We start from the raw sequence: 18,634 nt of genomic DNA on the forward strand, positions 1-18,634 counted from the left end.
TATAGCTATTTTTCATTCATATTATTTATGTTTTTGAATTTAAATTTTCTTTAATGTTTTTCAGCTTATTAAGAATAATTCAAAATAGCCAATGTAGGCTTTAAAATGATAAAAAACATCTTTTTTTATCGACCTTTTACTTAATCATGCTTATTTTTGCATGTCAAGTAAAATAAATCATGAAGAAGATCCAAGATATTCTTATTTCAACCAGGACAATGGCTGTATTGTTGCTGGTGTTTGCATTTTCGATGGCGTATGCTACATTTCTCGAAAACGATTATGGAACCCCTACAGCGAAAGCATTAATTTACGAAGCAAAATGGTTTGAACTGATCATGGTATTGCTAATCTTAAACTTCATTGGAAATATTGGAAGATATAGACTTTGGAAAAGAGAAAAGTGGCCGGTTTTAGTTTTTCACCTTGCTTTTGTTTTCATCTTTATTGGTGGTGCCATTACAAGATATGTAAGTTTTGAAGGTACAATGCACATCAGAGAAGGTGAAACTTCCAACGAAATTGTAACGGATAAAAATTTCTTTAAAATTCAGATTGAAGAAAAAGGTGATGTTTTAAACTATCAGGATATTCCTTATCTGATGTCTCCATTGCATAAAGATTTCAGTGCAACTTATGATTTCCATGGAAAAGAAGTGAAGGTTTTTGCAAAAGAATATATTCAAAGAAAAAAAGACAGCTTAGTTGCTGATCCAAATGGTGCAGAATATTTACACTTGGTTTCAACCGGGCAGACAGGAAGACAGAACATCTATATCAAGCCAGGAGAAACAAAATCGATCAACGGAACTCTTGTTACATTCAACAGAGCGATTGAAGGGGCTGTAGAATTTAAAAATGAAGGAGGAAAGCTATTTGTGAAAACTCCGGTTGACGCAACGTATATGACGATGGCAACACAAGCTACCGGAAGTACGAAGAAAGATGAATTTCAGCCTTTGGCATTGAGAAGTTTATATAGTATCAATGACTTAAAATTAGTTGTTCCGGAAGGTCTGAAAAAAGGAAAATTAATAGCCTTTGAAGGTGATAGAAAGAAAGATCAGGCTGTTCCGGATATGTTGAAAATAGAGATCCAGGGTCCTAAAACAAAACAGTTGGTTGAACTATCAGTGGAGAAAGGGAATCCTAATGCCTATAAGCAGATCACAATGGATGGACTGAATATTATGGCAGGTTTTGGACCTAAAGTATATACCACTCCTTTTGCATTAAAGCTGGATGACTTTGTTATGGAAACTTATCCGGGAAGTTCTTCTCCAAGTGCTTATGAGAGTCATGTGAAGATCATCGATGGAGGTAAACAGACTCCTTATAAAATCTATATGAACCATGTTCTTAATCATGGAGGATACCGTTTCTTCCAGGCAAGTTTTGACCCGGACAGAATGGGTACGGTATTGTCTGTAAACCATGACTTCTGGGGAACATTGATTTCTTACATAGGATATACCCTTCTATTTGGAGGACTGTTTGTTATTTTCTTCTGGAAAGGAACTCACTTCTGGAAATTGAATAAGATGTTGACTGATGTTAACAAGAAAAGAGCAGCAACCATTGTCTTATTGCTATTAAGTTTAGGATTAAATGCTCAGAAAATTGAAACTCATGGAACGACTGACGGAAGCAGGGAGCATATTCATGTAGAAGGCGATGATCACACGCACGTACAGCCTTCTGAGATGGGCCAAACTGAAACTGCTCCACAAAAACAAAATTCTCTGGCGGCTCCGTTTTCTAAAATGAGATTAATTTCTGCTGATGAAATCATCGCCAGAAACAAAATAAGTAAAGAACACGCAGATAAATTTGGATATCTTTTAGTTCAGAATTTCGAGGGAAGAATTGTTCCGATCAATACCGAAGCTTTGGATGTATTAAGAAAACTATACAAAAAAGACGAATTCAAAGGAACGGATGGGAAATCCCTTACAGCTAATCAATGGTTTCTTTCTGTAAATACAGATACTCCAAGCTGGACAATGGTGCCAATCATTAAAGTAGGTACAAAAGGTGGGGATGAACTAAAAAATAAAACAAAGGCGGATGATGAAGGGTATACTTCATTAATGAATCTTTTCCCTGCGGATGCAAACGGGAATCTTACTTATATTCTGGAGCATGACTATAACATCGCTTTCCGTAAAAAACCTTCTGAACAAACCAATTATGATAAGGAAGTTATTTCCGTAAATGAAAGAGTTCAGATCTTCAATGAGTTTTTTAGTGGACAGTTTATGAGAATTGTTCCTGTGAAAAATGACCCCAACCATACATGGCATTCCTGGTTAGATCAAAAATTCGAACCGGATATGGAATCTCAGCAGGTAATGGGACCTTATTTTGCTGAAGCTTTAGCTGCTCAAAAATCAGGAGACTGGAGAAAAGCAGATACTCAATTGGCAAGGCTTTCAGAATACCAGCAAAAATGGGGAAAAAGTGTAGTTCCTACTCAATCTAAAGTTGATCTTGAGGTATTCATGAACAAAGTTAATCTTAACTTTAAGTTATTGATTTTCTATACCCTGATCGGAGGTTTATTATTGATTTTAGGTTTCGTTGAATTATTCAAGCCAAATAAGATATTAAACAAGATCATCAAAGTAATTATAGTACTGGGTCTGATAGGATATATATTCCATTTCCTTGGATTAGTAGCAAGGTGGTATATCTCTGGTCACGCTCCTTGGAGTAATGGATATGAGGCTATTATCTTTATCTCTTGGGTGGGTATCTCTGCCGGATTATTACTCTATAGAAATGCCAATGCATTAATTCCTGCAGCTGGATTTATGGTAGCGGTTATTATGATGGGATTTGCTCACGGAGGATCTGCACTTGATCCACAGATTACACCACTGGTACCTGTATTAAAGTCATATTGGTTGATTGTTCACGTAGCTATTATTACTTCGAGTTACGGTTTCTTTGCCCTATCTATGATCATTGCGGTGATATCACTAGTATTTTATATTATTTCAAGCAAAAAGACTTATAAAATCCATCACGATACTACCTTAAAAGAATTGGTGATTGTATCAGAAATGTCTCTTACTATTGGTTTGTTTGCTTTAACGGTTGGAAACTTCTTAGGAGGAATCTGGGCGAATGAATCATGGGGTAGATATTGGAGCTGGGATCCAAAGGAAACGTGGGCTTTTATCTCTATTATGGTATATGCTTTTGTATTGCACATGAGATTAGTTCCAGGATTGAGAAGCAAATGGGCTTTCCACGTAGCAACGATGTTTGCGTTCTGTTCAATGGTAATGACGTATTTTGGAGTTAATTATTATTTAACAGGACTTCACTCTTACGCAGCAGGTGATCCGGTTCCGGTTCCGGCTTGGGTATATATAGGATTATCCGTTATGCTTTTATTAGCTGGAGTTTCTTACTTTAAATTCAAAATGCTTAATAGCAAGAAATAAGTTTTAAAATATAATAAACAGAATCCCGGAAAATATATTTCCGGGATTTTTTTGTGCCCTGGAAAATACTTTATAAATGGGTAGAGATAAAAAAACTTATCACTTATGATCTATAATTCAAAACTTATGTATAACTTTATGATATCAAAATAATATCAATTTAAAACTTATATCTGTATGGAAAAAATCTTAAAACCTATGTCCGGCTACATAACACTCGTTATTTGTCTTGTGTTGTTTGCAGCTGCTGTTTATTTTTTTATAAGCGGAGTAGACCAGAGTATTACCTATGTTGTTTTAGCCATGTTATGCTTTCTTGCCTCTTGTTTCTTTCTCAAAGGATTAATGATCATTCAGCCTAATCATTCAAGAGTGTTGAATTTCTTCGGAAAATATGTGGGAACAGTAAAAGATAACGGATTATTCTTTATCAACCCTTTATATTCATCACAAAAAATATCACTTCGTTCTGAAAACTTGCAGGGGCAGACCTTGAAAGTAAATGACAAAATGGGTAATCCCATCGAAATTGCGGTGGTGATTGTGTGGAAAGTAGGAGATACCTATAGAGCTGCTTTCGATGTAGAGCGCTATTCTGATTTTGTGAGAATGCAAAGTGAGGCAGCTGTACGTCATTTAGCCATGAGTTTCCCTTATGATAATCTGGAAGATGATCATGCTCCGATTACTTTAAGAGAAGGTGGTGATAAGATCAATTCGATCCTGGAACAGGAATTAACTGACCGTCTTTCAAAAGCTGGAATAGTAATTCAGGAAGCAAGAATATCACACCTGGCTTACGCTTCTGAAATTGCAGGTGCTATGCTTCAGAGACAACAGGCTACTGCCATTGTCGCTGCAAGAACCAAAATTGTAGAAGGTGCCGTAGGAATGGTTGATCTGGCATTAAAAAAATTGTCTGAGGAAAACATCGTTGAATTGGATGATGAAAGAAAAGCAGCGATGGTGAGTAATCTGATGGTCGTGCTTTGTGGCGAAAAAGCGGCAACTCCCATCTTAAATGCAGGAACATTATATAATTAAAATCCTTAATTAATAGGAAGGCTTGAAAACCTGATTAGGTTTCAGTCTGAAATTTCTAAAAATAAAAAATGAAACCTCAAAAATCTCAAAATTCTTCCGAAAGTACCCCAAAAGGCAAAAAGTCCTTTGTGATAAGGATCGAAGAATCTACTTACAAACTTCTTGAAAAATGGGCGAATGATGAGTTCAGAAGTGTAAATGGACAAATTGAGTATTTGCTTCATCAGAGCCTTGTGGAGTCGGGAAGGAAGAAAAAAGAATAATTTATAGTGAAAGGCTAAAAGGCAGAATCACAAAATTGCTGAATAGGTAGTAATGGAAAGTTGAAAATTGAAAGTTGAAAATTTTTGATTTTCTCGTACCTTAAAGACAATGCGTTTTTTGTAATTACGCCTTTGCGATTAACAAAAATAACCTATGAATCTTACAAAGAAAAGAAAGCAGAGACAATTTCTCTGCTTTCTTTTTATTTTAAATAATCAGCTCTGTTTTAATCGAATAGAGCTGTTACGTAATTGCTAATAATACTCCAGAAGTTTTTTCCAAGAAAATAGATGAGAGTGGAAGTAATAATACCTTTTACGGTAAAAAATATGATCCCTCCAATTCCAAAACGCTTCACCCATTGTCTCCATTTTGAAGTATTTTCTTTTGCAGGTTCGTTTATTGGTTTATTATTTTCCATTTCTGAAATTAAAATATTGATTCTACAAAGATAACCATGTTTATAATTAGTCCAAATAAAAAAGGTATTGAAAATTAAAATTTTGCGTTTCGCATAATATTTTTATCTTTAGAGAAAACGAAAAGGAATATTTTATGTCTAAAAAAGTCAAGGATTTCGGTATCGAGAAATCCCTTAAAAATCTAGGTATTAAAGAGGACAACAAAGGAACTTCTGTAGGAGGAAAATACTTTGCAGCAGGAAAGACAATAGAAAGTTACTCTCCTGTAGATGGAAAGCTCATAGCAAAAATAAAGACTTCCAATGAAGCCGATTATGAAAAGGTAATTCAATCCGCTCAAAAGGCGTTTCAGGAATTTAGGTTGATCCCGGCTCCTAAAAGAGGGGAAATCGTAAGACAGTTAGGTCTTAAATTAAGAGAATATAAAGATGATTTAGGAAAACTTGTTTCTTATGAAATGGGAAAATCCTTACAAGAAGGTCTTGGTGAAGTTCAGGAAATGATTGATATCTGCGATTTCGCAGTTGGTCTATCCAGACAGCTTCACGGATATACGATGCATTCAGAAAGACCAGGTCACAGAATGTATGAACAATATCACCCGCTAGGGATTGTTGGAATCATTACTGCATTTAACTTTCCGGTAGCTGTTTGGGCTTGGAACACGGCACTTTCATGGATCTGTGGAAATGTAACGATCTGGAAGCCTTCAGAGAAAACACCTTTCTGTGCGATCGCATGTCAAAATATCTTAGCAGAAGTTTTAAAAGAAAATAAACTTTCTGAAGGAATTTCTAGTGTATTGGTTTCAGATCATGAGATCGGACAAAAATTAGTCGAAGATAAACGTGTTTCATTAATCTCTTTCACAGGTTCTACAAGAGTAGGAAGAATGGTTTCTTCTAAAGTAGCTGAAAGATTCGGTAAGTCGATCCTTGAATTGGGAGGAAATAATGCAATCATTATCTCTAAAGATGCTGATCTTGATATGTCAATTATCGGAGCTGTATTTGGAGCTGTAGGAACAGCAGGACAAAGATGTACTTCAACGAGAAGACTGATCATTCACGAAAGCGTTTACGACGAAGTGAAAAACAGATTGGTAAAAGCTTATGGACAATTGAAGATCGGAAATCCTTTAGATGAAAATAATCATGTAGGACCACTAATTGACACGGGTGCTGTTACACAATATGAAGAGTCTATCAAAAAGTGTAAGAAAGAAGGAGGTAAATTCATTGTGGAAGGAGGAGTTCTAAGCGGTAAAGATTATGAATCCGGATGTTATGTAAAACCATGTATCGCAGAAGTTAAAAACTCATACGAAATTGTACAGCACGAAACTTTTGCCCCTATCTTATATTTAATAAAATATAAAACGCTTGACGAAGCAATTGCTATCCAAAACGATGTTCCTCAAGGATTATCTTCTGCAATTATGACTCAGAACTTAAGAGAAGCAGAATTATTCCTTTCTCATGCAGGATCAGACTGTGGAATTGCTAACGTAAATATTGGTACTTCAGGTGCTGAGATCGGTGGAGCTTTCGGTGGTGAAAAAGAAACAGGAGGTGGTAGAGAATCAGGTTCTGATGTTTGGAAATACTATATGAGAAGACAAACAAATACCATCAATTACACTACGAGCCTACCTTTGGCACAAGGAATTAAATTTGATATTTAACAAAAAAAACATTTAAATCATTTAAAGATTTAAGAATTTAAAAATTAATACCCATGAATGCTTATACCTTTTAATCATTCAATTTTTAAATCACATCAAAAATATTATGGAACAAACAATTGATATAAAAGCAAATAAAGTTAAAGAGACAGTAGGGAAACACGTTCTTGCGGATGGTTTTGATTTCGTAATGGATATCGAAAGATCTCATGGATCATGGTTATATGACAAACTTACTGAAAAAGAGTATCTGGATATGTTTTCTATGTTTGCATCTGCATCGGTAGGATACAACCACCCTTATATCGTTAGCAAATCAGAATGGTTAGGGAAAATGGCAGTTAACAAGCCGACTCTTGCTGACGTTTATTCTGAAGAGTACGCTCACTTTTTAGAAGTTTTTGAAAGAGTAGTTATTCCTGAAGAATTACAATATGCCTTTTTTATTGAGGGCGGAACTTTAGGGGTTGAAAATGCGATGAAAGCATGCTTCGACTGGAAAACCCGTAAAAACTTCGAAAAAGGACTTCATACAGAAGCTGGAATTTGCATTCACTTCAGACAAGCATTCCATGGAAGAAGTGGTTATACTTTAAGCTTAACCAATACTTCTGATCCTAGAAAATATCAGTATTTCCCAATGTTTGATTGGCCAAGAATTCTTAATCCGAAATTATCTTTCCCAATTACAGAAGAGAATTTAGCAGAAACTATTAAAAACGAACAACTTGCATTAGTACACATCGGAGAAGCTATCATGGCAAATCCTGATAAAGTGGCTTGTATCATTATTGAGCCTATTCAGGCTGAAGGTGGAGATAATCATTTCAGAGATGAGTTTCTTGTTGAGCTAAGAAGAATTTGTGATGAGCAAGAGATTTTATTGATTTTTGACGAAGTACAAACTGGTATTGGAATCACCGGAGAAATGTGGGCTTTCCAACATTTCACTGCAAAGCCTGATATCATTTCTTTTGGTAAAAAAGCACAGGTATGTGGAGTTTTAGCTAACAAAGAAAAGTTTGATCAGATCCCTAATAACGTTTTCAGAGAGAGTTCAAGGATTAATTCTACGTTCGGAGGAAACTTTATTGATATGCTTCGTTTCCAATTGGTAATGGAAGTGATTGAAAAAGAAAACCTTGTTGAAAATGCGAAACTGGTCGGTGAGTATCTATTAGAAGGTTTACAGGACTTAGCTCAAAAATACCCTGAGAAAATCTCCAATGCAAGAGGAAGAGGATTAATGTGTGCAATAGACCTGCCTTCAGGAGAACAAAGAAATCAATTAATCAATGAGCTTTTCAAAGATGGCTTGATCATTTTATCATGTGGAGACCAATCGGTTCGTTTTAGACCACATTTGAATGTTTCAAGAGAAGAAATTCAATTGGCTTTGGACAAAATTGAAAATAATATTAACAAAATTTAAAACCGCGGATTTGTGATTTAGGAAAAATCTTACTATATTTAGATATTCAAAAAAGGATAAAATATGGAAAGAAGTACGCGAGTATCAGTTTTTGAAAGTGATAATCCTTCAGAAATTCAGTTGATCAAGTCTAAATTAGATGACGCCCAAATCACAAATACGGTTGAAAATAATTACCTCACTTTTACAACAACGCCAACGGCAACATCGTTAAAAGTTATGGTAGATTTAGAGGATGAGAAAAAAGCATTCGAAATTATTGACACTTTTATACAACAAAGTGCAAACCAATAAAACAATTTCATAATTTTAAATTTTACTACTTCAAACCGAAAATTAATTTAATTAGTTTTCGGTTTTTTTATTTAAATTTAATGCTACAGAAATATAAAAGATTTAAAATAGTCTTAATTTTCCATCTTTTAATTCTTTTCAATAATTAAAGACATATGACGCAGCAAATTAAGTTCAGACAGGCCGAAGTTAAAGACAGAAATATAATCTGGGAAATTATTCAACAGGCGATTGAACGAAGAAAAGCAGATGGAAGTACACAATGGCAGAATGGATATCCTAATGCTGATACCGTAGAAAGTGATATTGCCAAAGGTTTTGGTTTTGTTCTTACCATCGATGAAGCTGTTGCAGTATATGTCGCTTTAATATTCAATGATGAGCCTGCTTACAGTACTATTGAAGGTGCGTGGTTAAGTGATGGTGAATTCGTTGTAGTACATCGGGTAGCTGTTTCTGAAGATTTCGCCGGACAGGGTTTAGTAAAAAAGCTATTTGATTATATTGAAGAATATACAAAATCTCAGGGAGTGCAAAGTGTAAAAGTAGACACTAATTATGATAATATTGCCATGCTAAAAATTCTTGAAAAACAGGGGTATTCCTATTGTGGTGAAGTTGTTTTAGCAGGCGGTGTAAGAAAAGCATTTGAGAAGATTATAATTTGAGTAAAAAGTTAAATCCTTTTTCATTGAATTTTTAAAACGCTATATATTTATAAACTCTATTGGGGTTGTTCGTTTAGTTCTGAACTAATTTATACTTTTGCTCAAATTTGTATATTATGCATAAAAGTATAGAAGTTGATGAAAAAATTTTTCAGGATGCCGTAAAATTTTATGGTACATCCCTGAATATACCTCCATTAGCTTCAAAAATATATGCTTATCTCATTTTTGATTTTGAAAAAGTAGGAATTACTTTTGACGAATTTGTAGAAGTACTTTCTGCCAGTAAAAGTTCCGTTTCCACCAGCATTTCATTGTTATTAAACTCACAGCTTATTATTGATCATAATAAGATGGATGAGCGGAAAAGGTATTTTTTTATCAATGATGAGCATATGAAAATAAGATTTGAAAAAATAGTTCAAAGATTACAGGATGAACTCAAATTATTAGATGATTTAAACAATTTTAGAAAAGTAAAAGATGAAGACTACAATGAAAAACTTACCATTTATAAGGCGCTACTAAATAAAAATATTTCAAATATTCAGGAATCAATTAATAAACTATAAAATGACAAATAAACTAATCATACTTTCTGTTGCAGCGTTTTCATTAACAGCTTGCAAAAAAGAAGCTCCGAAACAGGATGATGCAAAGCCTTATCCGGTGATTTCGGTAGAACAAAAAAATATCATTGGATATCAAACATTTCCAGCCAGTATCCAGGGTAGAGTGAATAATGATGTAAGAGCTAAGATTCAAGGTTATATTACTCAGCTTTTAGTAGATGAAGGACAATATGTGACAAAAGGGCAACCTTTATTCCGTCTGGAAACAAATATACTAACGGAAAATGCGGCCGCAGCAAAAGCAGGAATCGGTGCTGCAGAATCTACGATTGCAGCAGCACAAGCTTCGGTAAATGCCGCACAGGTAGAAGTGAACAAACTGAAGCCTCTTGTAGCAAAGAATATCATCAGTAATGTTCAACTTCAAACGGCGCAGGCTAATCTATCTCAGGCTCAGGCTCAGTTACAACAGGCTATTGCCTCAAAACATCAGGCAACAGCTAATTACAAAGGAGTAGAAGCAAACATTGAATATTCTATTATCCGTGCTCCTATTTCTGGGGTTGTTGGAAAACTTCCTTTAAAAGTGGGAAGTTTGGTAGGACCAACTGATCAGAATCCATTAACAACAATTTCAGATACTTCTCAGGTATTTGCTTATTTTTCAATGAATGAAAAAGAGTATTTCAACTTTTTAGAGAAATCAGTAGGAGCTACTATGCCAGAGAAAATTAAAAATCTTCCAATGGTTGATTTACAATTGGCTAATGGAAGCCTTTATCCTGAAAAAGGGAAGATCGAGGCGATCACAGGACAAATTGATCCTACTACAGGAACAATCCAGTTCAGAGTAGCATTTTCAAATGCCCAAAAATTATTAAGCAACGGGAACAGTGGAACGATAAGATTGCCAAAAGCATATGATAATGTGTTAGTCGTTCCAGAAAGTGCAACTTACGAGCAACAAGGAATTGTTTACGTATATAAAGTTGAAAAGGATACTGCTAAAAACGTAGTAGTAAATGTAATTGACAGAATTGATAACATGGCGTTATTAAAATCAGGAATAAATAAAGGAGAGACTATTGTGGCAGCAGGTATCGGTGGATTGAAATCCGGGACTCCTGTAAAGCCAAAACCTATAAAAATGGATAGCCTGGTTCAATCTATAAAACCGAAATTCTAATGATAAAAAACTTTATTAACAGACCGGTTTTATCCACTGTTATATCAATATTAATTGTTATACTTGGTGTTTTAGGCCTTATTTCATTGCCTGTTACCCAATACCCGGACATCGCACCTCCTACTGTAAGCGTTACAGCAAACTATACGGGAGCCAATGCGGAGACGGTGATGAAAAGTGTGGTAGTTCCTTTGGAGGAACAGATTAACGGGGTAGAAGGAATGGATTATATCACTTCTTCTGCCGGAAACGATGGATCTGCGAATATTCAGGTTTTCTTTAAACAAGGAATCGATCCTGATATTGCAGCAGTAAACGTACAGAACCGTGTAACAAGAGCAACGCCATTGCTTCCAAGTGAAGTAACCCGTTCAGGGGTGGTTACTCAGAAACAGCAGACCAGTGCTTTGATGTATATGTCTTTCTATTCTGAAAATAAGGATCTTGATGATGTATATCTTCAAAACTTCCTGAATATTAACATTATTCCTAACATTAAAAGGATTAATGGTGTTGGGGATGCTCAGGTTTTTGGTGGGAAAAACTACTCGATGAGAGTATGGTTGGATCCTGCGAAAATGGCAGCATATGGAGTAACACCGGATGATGTTACCGGAGCAATTAATGAGCAGAGTAGAGAAGCAGCAGCTGGGTCTATAGGACAAAACAGTGGTAGCTCTTTTGAATACATCATTAAATATGTAGGTAAATTCAACGAGAAATCTCAATATGATAACATCATTATCAAATCTCTGAAAGACGGACAAAATTTGATGTTGAAAGATGTTGCTAAAGTTGAACTAGCAGGACAATCGTATACAGGGATCGGGGAGAACGGAAATAACCCTTCCATCAGTATGGGATTCTTTCAGACACCAGGTTCTAATGCTCAGGATATTATTAAAAATATTAAAGCCTATTTAAAGGCGTCAGAAGGAAGTTTTCCTAAAGGGATAAAATATACTTTCAACTTTGACACGAATGAATTCCTAGATGCGTCTATTGATAAGGTTGTTCATACCTTAATTGAAGCATTTATTTTGGTATTTATTGTGGTGTATATTTTCTTACAGGATTTCAGATCTACTTTGATCCCGGCCATTGCGGTTCCGGTATCCATCGTAGGAGCATTCTTCTTCCTGAATTTATTTGGATATTCACTCAACCTTTTGACCTTATTCGCATTAGTACTTGCTATCGGTATTGTTGTGGATGATGCCATTGTCGTCGTCGAGGCCGTTCACGCCAAGATGGAACATGGTATTTTCGATGCTAAAAAGGCTACGGTAGAAGCTATGGATGAGATTACGGGAGCAATTATTTCAATTACATTGGTAATGGCATCTGTATTTATTCCGGTAACTTTTATTACAGGTCCTACAGGGGTATTCTACCAACAGTTTGGTATTACACTTATTGTGGCGATTATCATTTCTGCGGTTAATGCATTAACGTTAAGTCCTGTTTTATGTTCATTATTCCTTAAGCCTCATTCTGAGCATCATCAGGAATATAAGAACATGAATATTCTTCAGAAGTTCTTCTATAAATTCAATATTGCGTTTAGAACAACCACTGAACGCTACGGTAGAGGATTTGTTTTCTTATTAAGACATAAATGGGTTACCCTGATCATCTTTGCCGTTACAGGAGGAATTTTATTCTGGGCAAGCTCAACGATGAAAAAAGGATTCGTTCCTACTGAAGACCGTGGGATTATCTTTACTGATGTACAGCTTCCTCCGGGATCTTCTATGGAAAGAACCTACAATGCATTGAAAACCTTACAGGCTAATGCAATGAAAATTCCGGGAGTACAGAATGTTACAATCTCTACAGGTAGAGGTTTCTTGTCTGGAAACGGAAGTAACAATGGTCTTGCCTTTATTAAATTGAAACCTTTCGACGAAAGGAAAAAAGATAATTTAACATCTGAAGATATTACGAAAAAGTTATTTGGAATTTCAGGGAAAGTGCCAGATGCCAAAGTAGTATTCTTCCAGCCACCAAGTGTACCAGGTTTTGGTAACAGTGCTGGGTTTGAGATGGTGTTACTTGATAAGTCCGGTGGTGAATATACAGCGCTTGATGATAAAACAAATGAATTCATCGGTAAGCTTGTAGAAAGACCTGAAATTGAATTTGCACAGACCTCGTTCAATACAAAATACCCTCAATACCAGATGGAAATTAATGTTCCATTGGCTAAGCAATTAGGAGTTTCCGTAAGTGATATCCTTAGTACAATGCAAGGATATATCGGAGGTATTTATACGGCTGACTTTACGAAATATGGAAAGCAGTTTAGAGTAATGGTTCAGGCTCTTCCTGAAAACAGAAAGAACATCGATAACCTAAACGATCTGTATGTAAAAACAGGTTCAGGAGTAATGTCTCCTATTTCACAGTTTGTGACATTGGATAAAGCATACGGACCACAGTCTGTAAGCCGTTATAACCTATTTACATCGGTGAAAATTACAGGGGGTAACTCTCAGGGATATAGTTCCGGGGATGCTATTACTGCGGTACAGCAGGTAGCAAAAGAAACATTGAATCAGAATTATGATGTCGAGTTTACCGGATTAACAAGAGAAGAATTAAACTCAGGATCTCAAACCTTATTGATTTTCGGGTTAAGTTTGATCTTCGTTTACTTTATCCTTTCTGCACAATACGAAAGTTATATTCTTCCGTTAATTGTTGTAATCTCACTTCCGTTAGGGGTAATGGGAGCTTATTTCGGACAAAAGATCATGGGCTTGGAAAACAATATCTATTTCCAGATTGCTTTGATCATGTTGGTCGGGTTGTTGGCGAAAAACGCCATCCTGATTGTTGAATTTGCCGTTCAGAGAAGACACCACGGCGAAACCATTGTAATGTCTGCAATCAATGCTGCCAAGGCGAGATTAAGACCAATTCTTATGACATCGTTTGCCTTTATCTTTGGTCTATTACCATTGGTGCTTGCAAGTGGAATTGGAGCCGTAGGTAACAGATCTATTGCAACCGGTGCTGCAATCGGGTTATTGATAGGGACAATATTAGGACTTATCGTAATTCCTGTTTTGTATGTGATCTTCGAAACATTGCAAGAAAAGATCAAGCCTATTAAAAGAGAAGACATCAATTTAGCTGAATAAAAATAAAAATTAAAGAGTTAGGGGTTAGATTAGGAAATTAATTTAAAATCCTGAATCTAGCTTCTAACCTCTAATTTCTAACTTCCAATTTTAAAATGAAAAGTTTATTAAACATCATAAAAGGAATCAGTTTTTCAGTTTTCATACTGGCTGCCATTTCATCTTGTATGGCAAGAAAGGATTATGAAAGACCGAAGAACGTTGTTGACGAAAAGCTTTTCCGTACGGATATGCTTCCTAAGGATAGTGCAAGTATTGCCAATATTTCCTGGAAAGAAATTTTTACGGACCCAATATTACAAGGGCATATTTCAAAAGCTTTAGAAAATAATTTAGATATCAGAATTGCTTTGCAGAGTATTGCATCAGCTGAAGCGTATTTAAAGCAAAGTAAAGCAGCATATGAACCGACAGTATCCATTGGGCCTAACTATACGTTTCAGACGCAGTCTATTAATACACAGTTTGGTCAGATCATCGGAGAAAGACGTTATGTAAATCAATTTGATATTACCGCAACTATTGGCTGGGAAGCTGATATCTGGGGTAAATTGAAAGCTCAGGAAAAGGCTCAGTTAGCTACCTATTTAGGAACAGTTGCTGCTCATAAAGCAGTAAAGAGCAGCCTGGTTGCTTCTGTAGCTTCTGCTTATTATCAGTTGCTGACATTTGATTCACAGAAAAGAATTATTCAGGAAACAATCGATGTACGTGAAAAGAATTTAGAAACAACAAAGGCCCTGAAAGTAGCCGGAACGGTTACAGAAGTAGCTGTTCAGCAAAGTGAGGCACTTGTTTTTAATGCCAAATCATTGCTTATTGACATTGATACCCAGATTCAATCTCTTGAAAATACAATGAGTTTGTTAATGGGTGAGCCTTCACACGCTATTGAAAGATCAACATTGGAAAATCAAAATCTTCCAAACGATATAAAGTTAGGATATCCTGCTCAGTTACTCGCTAATCGTCCAGACGTAATGCGTGCTGAATACAACCTAATGAATGCTTTTGAACTGACTAACTCTGCAAAAGCTCAGTTTTATCCTACCTTAAAACTAACAGGAACAGGTGGTGTTCAATCGGTAGATATTGATCACTTATTTAGTGTTAATTCATTGTTTGCGAATGTTGTTACAGGATTGGCTCAGCCGATCTTAAATAAAAGAACGATCAAAACAAATTACGACGTAAGTCTGGCGAACCAGGAAACTGCTTATTTAAACTTTAGAAAAACGGTACTTACAGCAGGTAAAGAAGTCTCAGATGCGATCCGTGTATATAGTGTTCAGGATTCTTTTATTGATTTAAAGAGAAAAGAATTAGATGCTTATAAAAAATCTGTTGACTTTTCCCAGGAATTGGTAAACTACGGTATGGCCAATTATCTTGAAGTATTAAATGCAAGTGTCAATTCATTAAATGCTGAATTGAACATTTCAAACGCTCAGTACAATAAGATGAAGGCTAGTGTAGATTTATATCAGGCACTAGGAGGGGGCTGGAAATAGTGTTACTAAGTTTTAAAAAATTAGGCGCATGTATTAATTACATGCGCTTTTTTGTTTCCATTGATAGAATATTAATTGGTAATTGATTAAATATATTTGTATATATGTAGTTAACTACGTAGTTTTGTACATTAAATAAAATGTATGATATTAGAAATTCAACCCATAGGCAATATATATTCCGAACAAGTCATAGATTTGATTCTGAATATCCAGCAAAAAGAATTTAATATTCCCATCACCATTGAAGACCAGCCAGATCTTTTAAGAATTGAAAGTTTCTATAGGGAAGGAGGAGGAAACTTTTGGGGTGCTTTCATTGATGGTGAATTGGTAGGAACCATTGCATTGGTTAAATTTGATGAAAAAGCAGCAGCCATTAGAAAAATGTTTGTCAAAAAGGAGTTCAGAGGAAAAGAACATCAGATCGCTCAGAAACTATTAGAAATTCTGATTTCTTATTGTCATGAGAATGGAATTGATGAAATTATGTTGGGTACAGTTTCTGTTCTGAATGCAGCAATGCGTTTCTATGAGCGGAATCATTTTCAAAAAATTGAGAAAGATAAGTTGCCTCCTAAATTTCCGTTAATGAGTGCTGATAATGTATTCTATATTTTAAACTTAAATCAAGCTGTATGAATGTTATCAACGAATCGGGTATTCTTGCTATATCCACGAGATTGCAAAGACTAAGTGAGCAACTGCGTAAGGATGGCGCATTAATCTATAAAGCTTTCGATATCGACTTTGAGCCTAAATGGTTTCCTGTCATTTTTACGCTGCATCATAAGCAAATACTTAGCGTTGTAGAAATAGCAAATGAAATAGGATATACCCATCCATCTACTATAAGCCTATTAAAAGAGCTTGAAAAACAGAAAATGATCATTTCCAGGAAAGATAAGCTGGATGAAAGAAAACGTTTGATAGAGCTTGCTCCTAAAGGCCTTGAACTGATAGAAAAAATGAAACCAGTTTGGGAGTTGATTGCAACAGTACTGGGAGAGATTGCAGATAATCAAAATCATCTCCTGAAGGCTATCGACGAAGCAGAAGAAAAAATTGCCAATCAATCATTTTTTCAACGTGCACTCCAATTGAAAAATGCAAAATAATCTTGCTTATATTTTTTAAATAAGATTTGATAGTGTTATATCTCAGAAATCCCGCAGATGGTGGGATTTTTCTATAATACACCTTCCTGTTTTTAGAAACGGACTTTATCTTATATTCTAAAACAGAAAAAGAATAAAATTAACCTGTTGATACTGCATGAGTTGAAAAAAAACTTAAAATTAAATTAAAATTAAAGATGCATAGGGTATAGTATTTGCAGATAACAAAACCGCAACTGCAAATTATGCTTTAAATACGATAGATATTGAGGTTTTCCTTAAAATCAATTATATAAAAGCAATACACCACATCAATTTTTATATATTATTTAAGATTAAATCTCCGGTATCTATCGGAGATTTTTTGTTAGTACCAGCATCATTCAAAATACGATGGCGGTAAAAAAAATACAATTTGGATTGTTTATCATCTTAAAATTCATAAAATTTATGACTATTATCCAGTTAATTGCGAATCTTATTAAATAAAAGTTAACAAACTATTTGTATATGTGTGATAAATACTTACTTTTGTAGCGCTTCGAAAAAATGGGAGTAGACATGGGGAATTAGCTCATCTGGCTAGAGCGTTAGACTGGCAGTCTAAAGGTGACGGGTTCGATCCCCGTATTCTCCACAAATACCTGTAAACTATTAAAACTATGAAGAAATTTTTCTTTCTTTTATTAGCTGCTTTTACATTCATAGGATGTAGCTCGGACGATGACACAATCTATGATTATATTGGAACCTGGTCCGGAACTTATGCTGGAAGTGATAAAGGAGTTTGGAATGTAGTAGTGGCAAGTGACGGAACCGTCAAGGGAACAATGCACTCTGATGTTAATAATGAAAATTATAAGATAGACGGTCATCTTAGTGATTCAGGGGAATTGAACGCTTCATTAGGTCTACCAGCCGATGGTGAGTTCAGAGGGAATTTCGATACAGATAAAAAAGGAAGCGGAAGCTGGACTAACGAAGTTCCTACTCCTACAAGATCTGGATCATGGTCTGGAGAAAAGGATAAAAAATGATAATTAATATTCACAATATTGAAAGGCGACCTAACAGGGTCGCCTTTTTTTATTTTAGAACCATTTATTTCAGATCAAACAAATCCCATCTTTGAAACTTGTCCATTATTTTTAATCACAACGCAATAAAGAATAAGATCATCATCGGAAAAATGCTTTTCAAACCTAATGATCTCTGTTTGTTGTTCTAATGAAATAACTTCTTCAAACTTTTCTGTCAAGTAGGATTCAACATCTACTTTTATACTCAGTATAATAACTTCGTCAGCTTCAAGGGTTCTGTCTAATTTTAGATTGTTTTCCCAAAGATCAAATGATATAAGAGCTTCATTTTCCAGATTAGGAAGCTTACCAAATTGAAACTTTCTAAGTAAACCTTTTCCTGTTTCTCCTGAAATTCCATTTCGTATGGTACGCTTACCTTTTTCTGAAGTAAGATCGAGATCCTTTATTTCTGTCATCAGCTTCGCAAAGCTTTGGTAGAGGAGAGGATCCTCAGCTGCTTTTATGTAAGGATCAAGAGCAAGACGGATTATTTTGCCCACTTTAGAACAATGCCCGAATTCAGAACTGTTTTGTCTTACTTTTTCATAAGTAGGACTTTTTTTGAAAGCAGTTTTATTGAATCCACTTTTTTTCCGAACGATATTCTTTCCGTTCAGGGTGTAAAAAACCAAATCTCCCACAGAGCCGGTTATTTTAATTAAGCTTTCATATGTGGCCATTTGAATGAAATTAGATCCAAATATAATGATAATTAATTAAATACAAAATTTTAACATAAGTTTATAATATAGTTGTAGT

General features: G+C 35.2%; 16 protein-coding genes and 1 tRNA gene. 15 read left to right on the top strand and 2 right to left on the bottom strand.

Annotated features, from left to right (window positions below; translation table 11 throughout):
- The first annotated feature begins 179 nt into the window (after positions 1–179).
- From ccsA to JHL15_RS11890, 3 genes are all read left to right on the top strand, one after another.
- Positions 180–3,452, top strand: coding sequence for a cytochrome c biogenesis protein CcsA (ccsA, locus tag JHL15_RS11880; RefSeq protein WP_200245957.1), 3,273 nt, complete (start codon positions 180–182; stop codon positions 3,450–3,452).
- A 177-nt stretch (positions 3,453–3,629) separates the two neighbouring features.
- Positions 3,630–4,496 carry an SPFH domain-containing protein gene (locus JHL15_RS11885; protein WP_200245959.1) on the top strand — a complete coding sequence of 289 codons (867 nt, stop codon included), beginning with the start codon at positions 3,630–3,632 and terminating at the stop codon, positions 4,494–4,496.
- 68 nt (positions 4,497–4,564) lie between these two features.
- Entirely contained in the window at positions 4,565–4,759 is a 195-nt protein-coding gene (locus tag JHL15_RS11890; RefSeq protein ID WP_200245960.1) for an Arc family DNA binding domain-containing protein, read from the top strand.
- A gap of 227 nt (positions 4,760–4,986) precedes the next feature.
- On the opposite strand, the gene JHL15_RS11895 is transcribed toward JHL15_RS11890, so the two are convergent.
- On the bottom strand, positions 4,987–5,181 hold the full coding sequence (locus JHL15_RS11895) for a hypothetical protein (protein ID WP_200249234.1): 195 nt from the start codon (positions 5,179–5,181) through the stop codon (positions 4,987–4,989).
- A 134-nt stretch (positions 5,182–5,315) separates the two neighbouring features.
- Here JHL15_RS11895 and amaB point away from each other — a divergent pair, with 134 nt between their 5' ends.
- The 12 genes from amaB (at position 5,316) to JHL15_RS11955 (ending at position 17,830) form a co-directional block, all read left to right on the top strand.
- A complete protein-coding gene (amaB, locus tag JHL15_RS11900) occupies positions 5,316–6,866 on the top strand; it encodes an L-piperidine-6-carboxylate dehydrogenase (protein WP_200245962.1) in 1,551 nt (516 codons plus the stop codon).
- A gap of 106 nt (positions 6,867–6,972) precedes the next feature.
- Positions 6,973–8,298: an L-lysine 6-transaminase gene (lat, locus tag JHL15_RS11905; RefSeq protein ID WP_200245963.1), complete on the top strand. Its 1,326-nt coding sequence runs from the start codon at positions 6,973–6,975 to the stop codon at positions 8,296–8,298.
- A gap of 63 nt (positions 8,299–8,361) precedes the next feature.
- A complete protein-coding gene (locus JHL15_RS11910; RefSeq protein WP_089026244.1) occupies positions 8,362–8,592 on the top strand; it encodes a DUF2007 domain-containing protein in 231 nt (76 codons plus the stop codon).
- 155 nt (positions 8,593–8,747) lie between these two features.
- Entirely contained in the window at positions 8,748–9,260 is a 513-nt protein-coding gene (locus JHL15_RS11915; protein ID WP_200245965.1) for a GNAT family N-acetyltransferase, read from the top strand.
- Positions 9,261–9,376: 116 nt separating this feature from the next.
- Positions 9,377–9,832 (top strand): transcriptional regulator, encoded by a 456-nt coding sequence (locus JHL15_RS11920; RefSeq protein WP_200245967.1) that lies wholly within the window; start codon positions 9,377–9,379, stop codon positions 9,830–9,832.
- A gap of 1 nt (position 9,833) precedes the next feature.
- Positions 9,834–11,018 (top strand): efflux RND transporter periplasmic adaptor subunit, encoded by a 1,185-nt coding sequence (locus JHL15_RS11925; protein ID WP_200245969.1) that lies wholly within the window; start codon positions 9,834–9,836, stop codon positions 11,016–11,018.
- A complete protein-coding gene (locus JHL15_RS11930) occupies positions 11,018–14,164 on the top strand; it encodes an efflux RND transporter permease subunit (protein ID WP_200245971.1) in 3,147 nt (1,048 codons plus the stop codon). Before JHL15_RS11925 ends, JHL15_RS11930 begins: the two co-directional genes overlap by 1 nt.
- Before the next feature lie 95 nt (positions 14,165–14,259).
- Entirely contained in the window at positions 14,260–15,675 is a 1,416-nt protein-coding gene (locus JHL15_RS11935; protein WP_200245973.1) for a TolC family protein, read from the top strand.
- A gap of 144 nt (positions 15,676–15,819) precedes the next feature.
- Positions 15,820–16,317: a GNAT family N-acetyltransferase gene (locus JHL15_RS11940; protein ID WP_200245975.1), complete on the top strand. Its 498-nt coding sequence runs from the start codon at positions 15,820–15,822 to the stop codon at positions 16,315–16,317.
- Positions 16,314–16,793 carry a MarR family winged helix-turn-helix transcriptional regulator gene (locus JHL15_RS11945; protein WP_200245977.1) on the top strand — a complete coding sequence of 160 codons (480 nt, stop codon included), beginning with the start codon at positions 16,314–16,316 and terminating at the stop codon, positions 16,791–16,793. Before JHL15_RS11940 ends, JHL15_RS11945 begins: the two co-directional genes overlap by 4 nt.
- A gap of 563 nt (positions 16,794–17,356) precedes the next feature.
- Positions 17,357–17,430, top strand: a tRNA-Ala gene (locus JHL15_RS11950).
- A gap of 25 nt (positions 17,431–17,455) precedes the next feature.
- The gene (locus tag JHL15_RS11955; protein ID WP_200245978.1) at positions 17,456–17,830 is read left to right on the top strand and encodes a hypothetical protein; all 375 of its coding nucleotides are present in this window, start codon (positions 17,456–17,458) and stop codon (positions 17,828–17,830) included.
- Between the two features lie 74 nt (positions 17,831–17,904).
- Here JHL15_RS11955 and JHL15_RS11960 read toward each other — a convergent pair whose 3' ends face one another.
- On the bottom strand, positions 17,905–18,555 hold the full coding sequence (locus tag JHL15_RS11960) for a hypothetical protein (RefSeq protein WP_200245979.1): 651 nt from the start codon (positions 18,553–18,555) through the stop codon (positions 17,905–17,907).
- Positions 18,556–18,634 lie beyond the last annotated feature (79 nt).

This window comes from Chryseobacterium paridis, assembly GCF_016595215.1.
GTDB lineage: Bacteria > Bacteroidota > Bacteroidia > Flavobacteriales > Weeksellaceae > Chryseobacterium > Chryseobacterium paridis.

Coding starts and splice junctions, on each gene's coding strand:
- JHL15_RS11935 (WP_200245973.1), top strand. CDS start 14,260: ATGAAAAGTTTATTAAACATCATAAAAGGAATCAGTTTTTCAGTTTTC.
- JHL15_RS11925 (WP_200245969.1), top strand. CDS start 9,834: ATGACAAATAAACTAATCATACTTTCTGTTGCAGCGTTTTCATTAACA.
- JHL15_RS11945 (WP_200245977.1), top strand. CDS start 16,314: ATGAATGTTATCAACGAATCGGGTATTCTTGCTATATCCACGAGATTG.
- JHL15_RS11890 (WP_200245960.1), top strand. CDS start 4,565: ATGAAACCTCAAAAATCTCAAAATTCTTCCGAAAGTACCCCAAAAGGC.
- amaB (WP_200245962.1), top strand. CDS start 5,316: ATGTCTAAAAAAGTCAAGGATTTCGGTATCGAGAAATCCCTTAAAAAT.
- lat (WP_200245963.1), top strand. CDS start 6,973: ATGGAACAAACAATTGATATAAAAGCAAATAAAGTTAAAGAGACAGTA.
- JHL15_RS11915 (WP_200245965.1), top strand. CDS start 8,748: ATGACGCAGCAAATTAAGTTCAGACAGGCCGAAGTTAAAGACAGAAAT.
- JHL15_RS11960 (WP_200245979.1), bottom strand. CDS start 18,555: ATGGCCACATATGAAAGCTTAATTAAAATAACCGGCTCTGTGGGAGAT.
- ccsA (WP_200245957.1), top strand. CDS start 180: ATGAAGAAGATCCAAGATATTCTTATTTCAACCAGGACAATGGCTGTA.
- JHL15_RS11920 (WP_200245967.1), top strand. CDS start 9,377: ATGCATAAAAGTATAGAAGTTGATGAAAAAATTTTTCAGGATGCCGTA.
- JHL15_RS11895 (WP_200249234.1), bottom strand. CDS start 5,181: ATGGAAAATAATAAACCAATAAACGAACCTGCAAAAGAAAATACTTCA.
- JHL15_RS11940 (WP_200245975.1), top strand. CDS start 15,820: ATGATATTAGAAATTCAACCCATAGGCAATATATATTCCGAACAAGTC.
- JHL15_RS11910 (WP_089026244.1), top strand. CDS start 8,362: ATGGAAAGAAGTACGCGAGTATCAGTTTTTGAAAGTGATAATCCTTCA.
- JHL15_RS11930 (WP_200245971.1), top strand. CDS start 11,018: ATGATAAAAAACTTTATTAACAGACCGGTTTTATCCACTGTTATATCA.
- JHL15_RS11885 (WP_200245959.1), top strand. CDS start 3,630: ATGGAAAAAATCTTAAAACCTATGTCCGGCTACATAACACTCGTTATT.
- JHL15_RS11955 (WP_200245978.1), top strand. CDS start 17,456: ATGAAGAAATTTTTCTTTCTTTTATTAGCTGCTTTTACATTCATAGGA.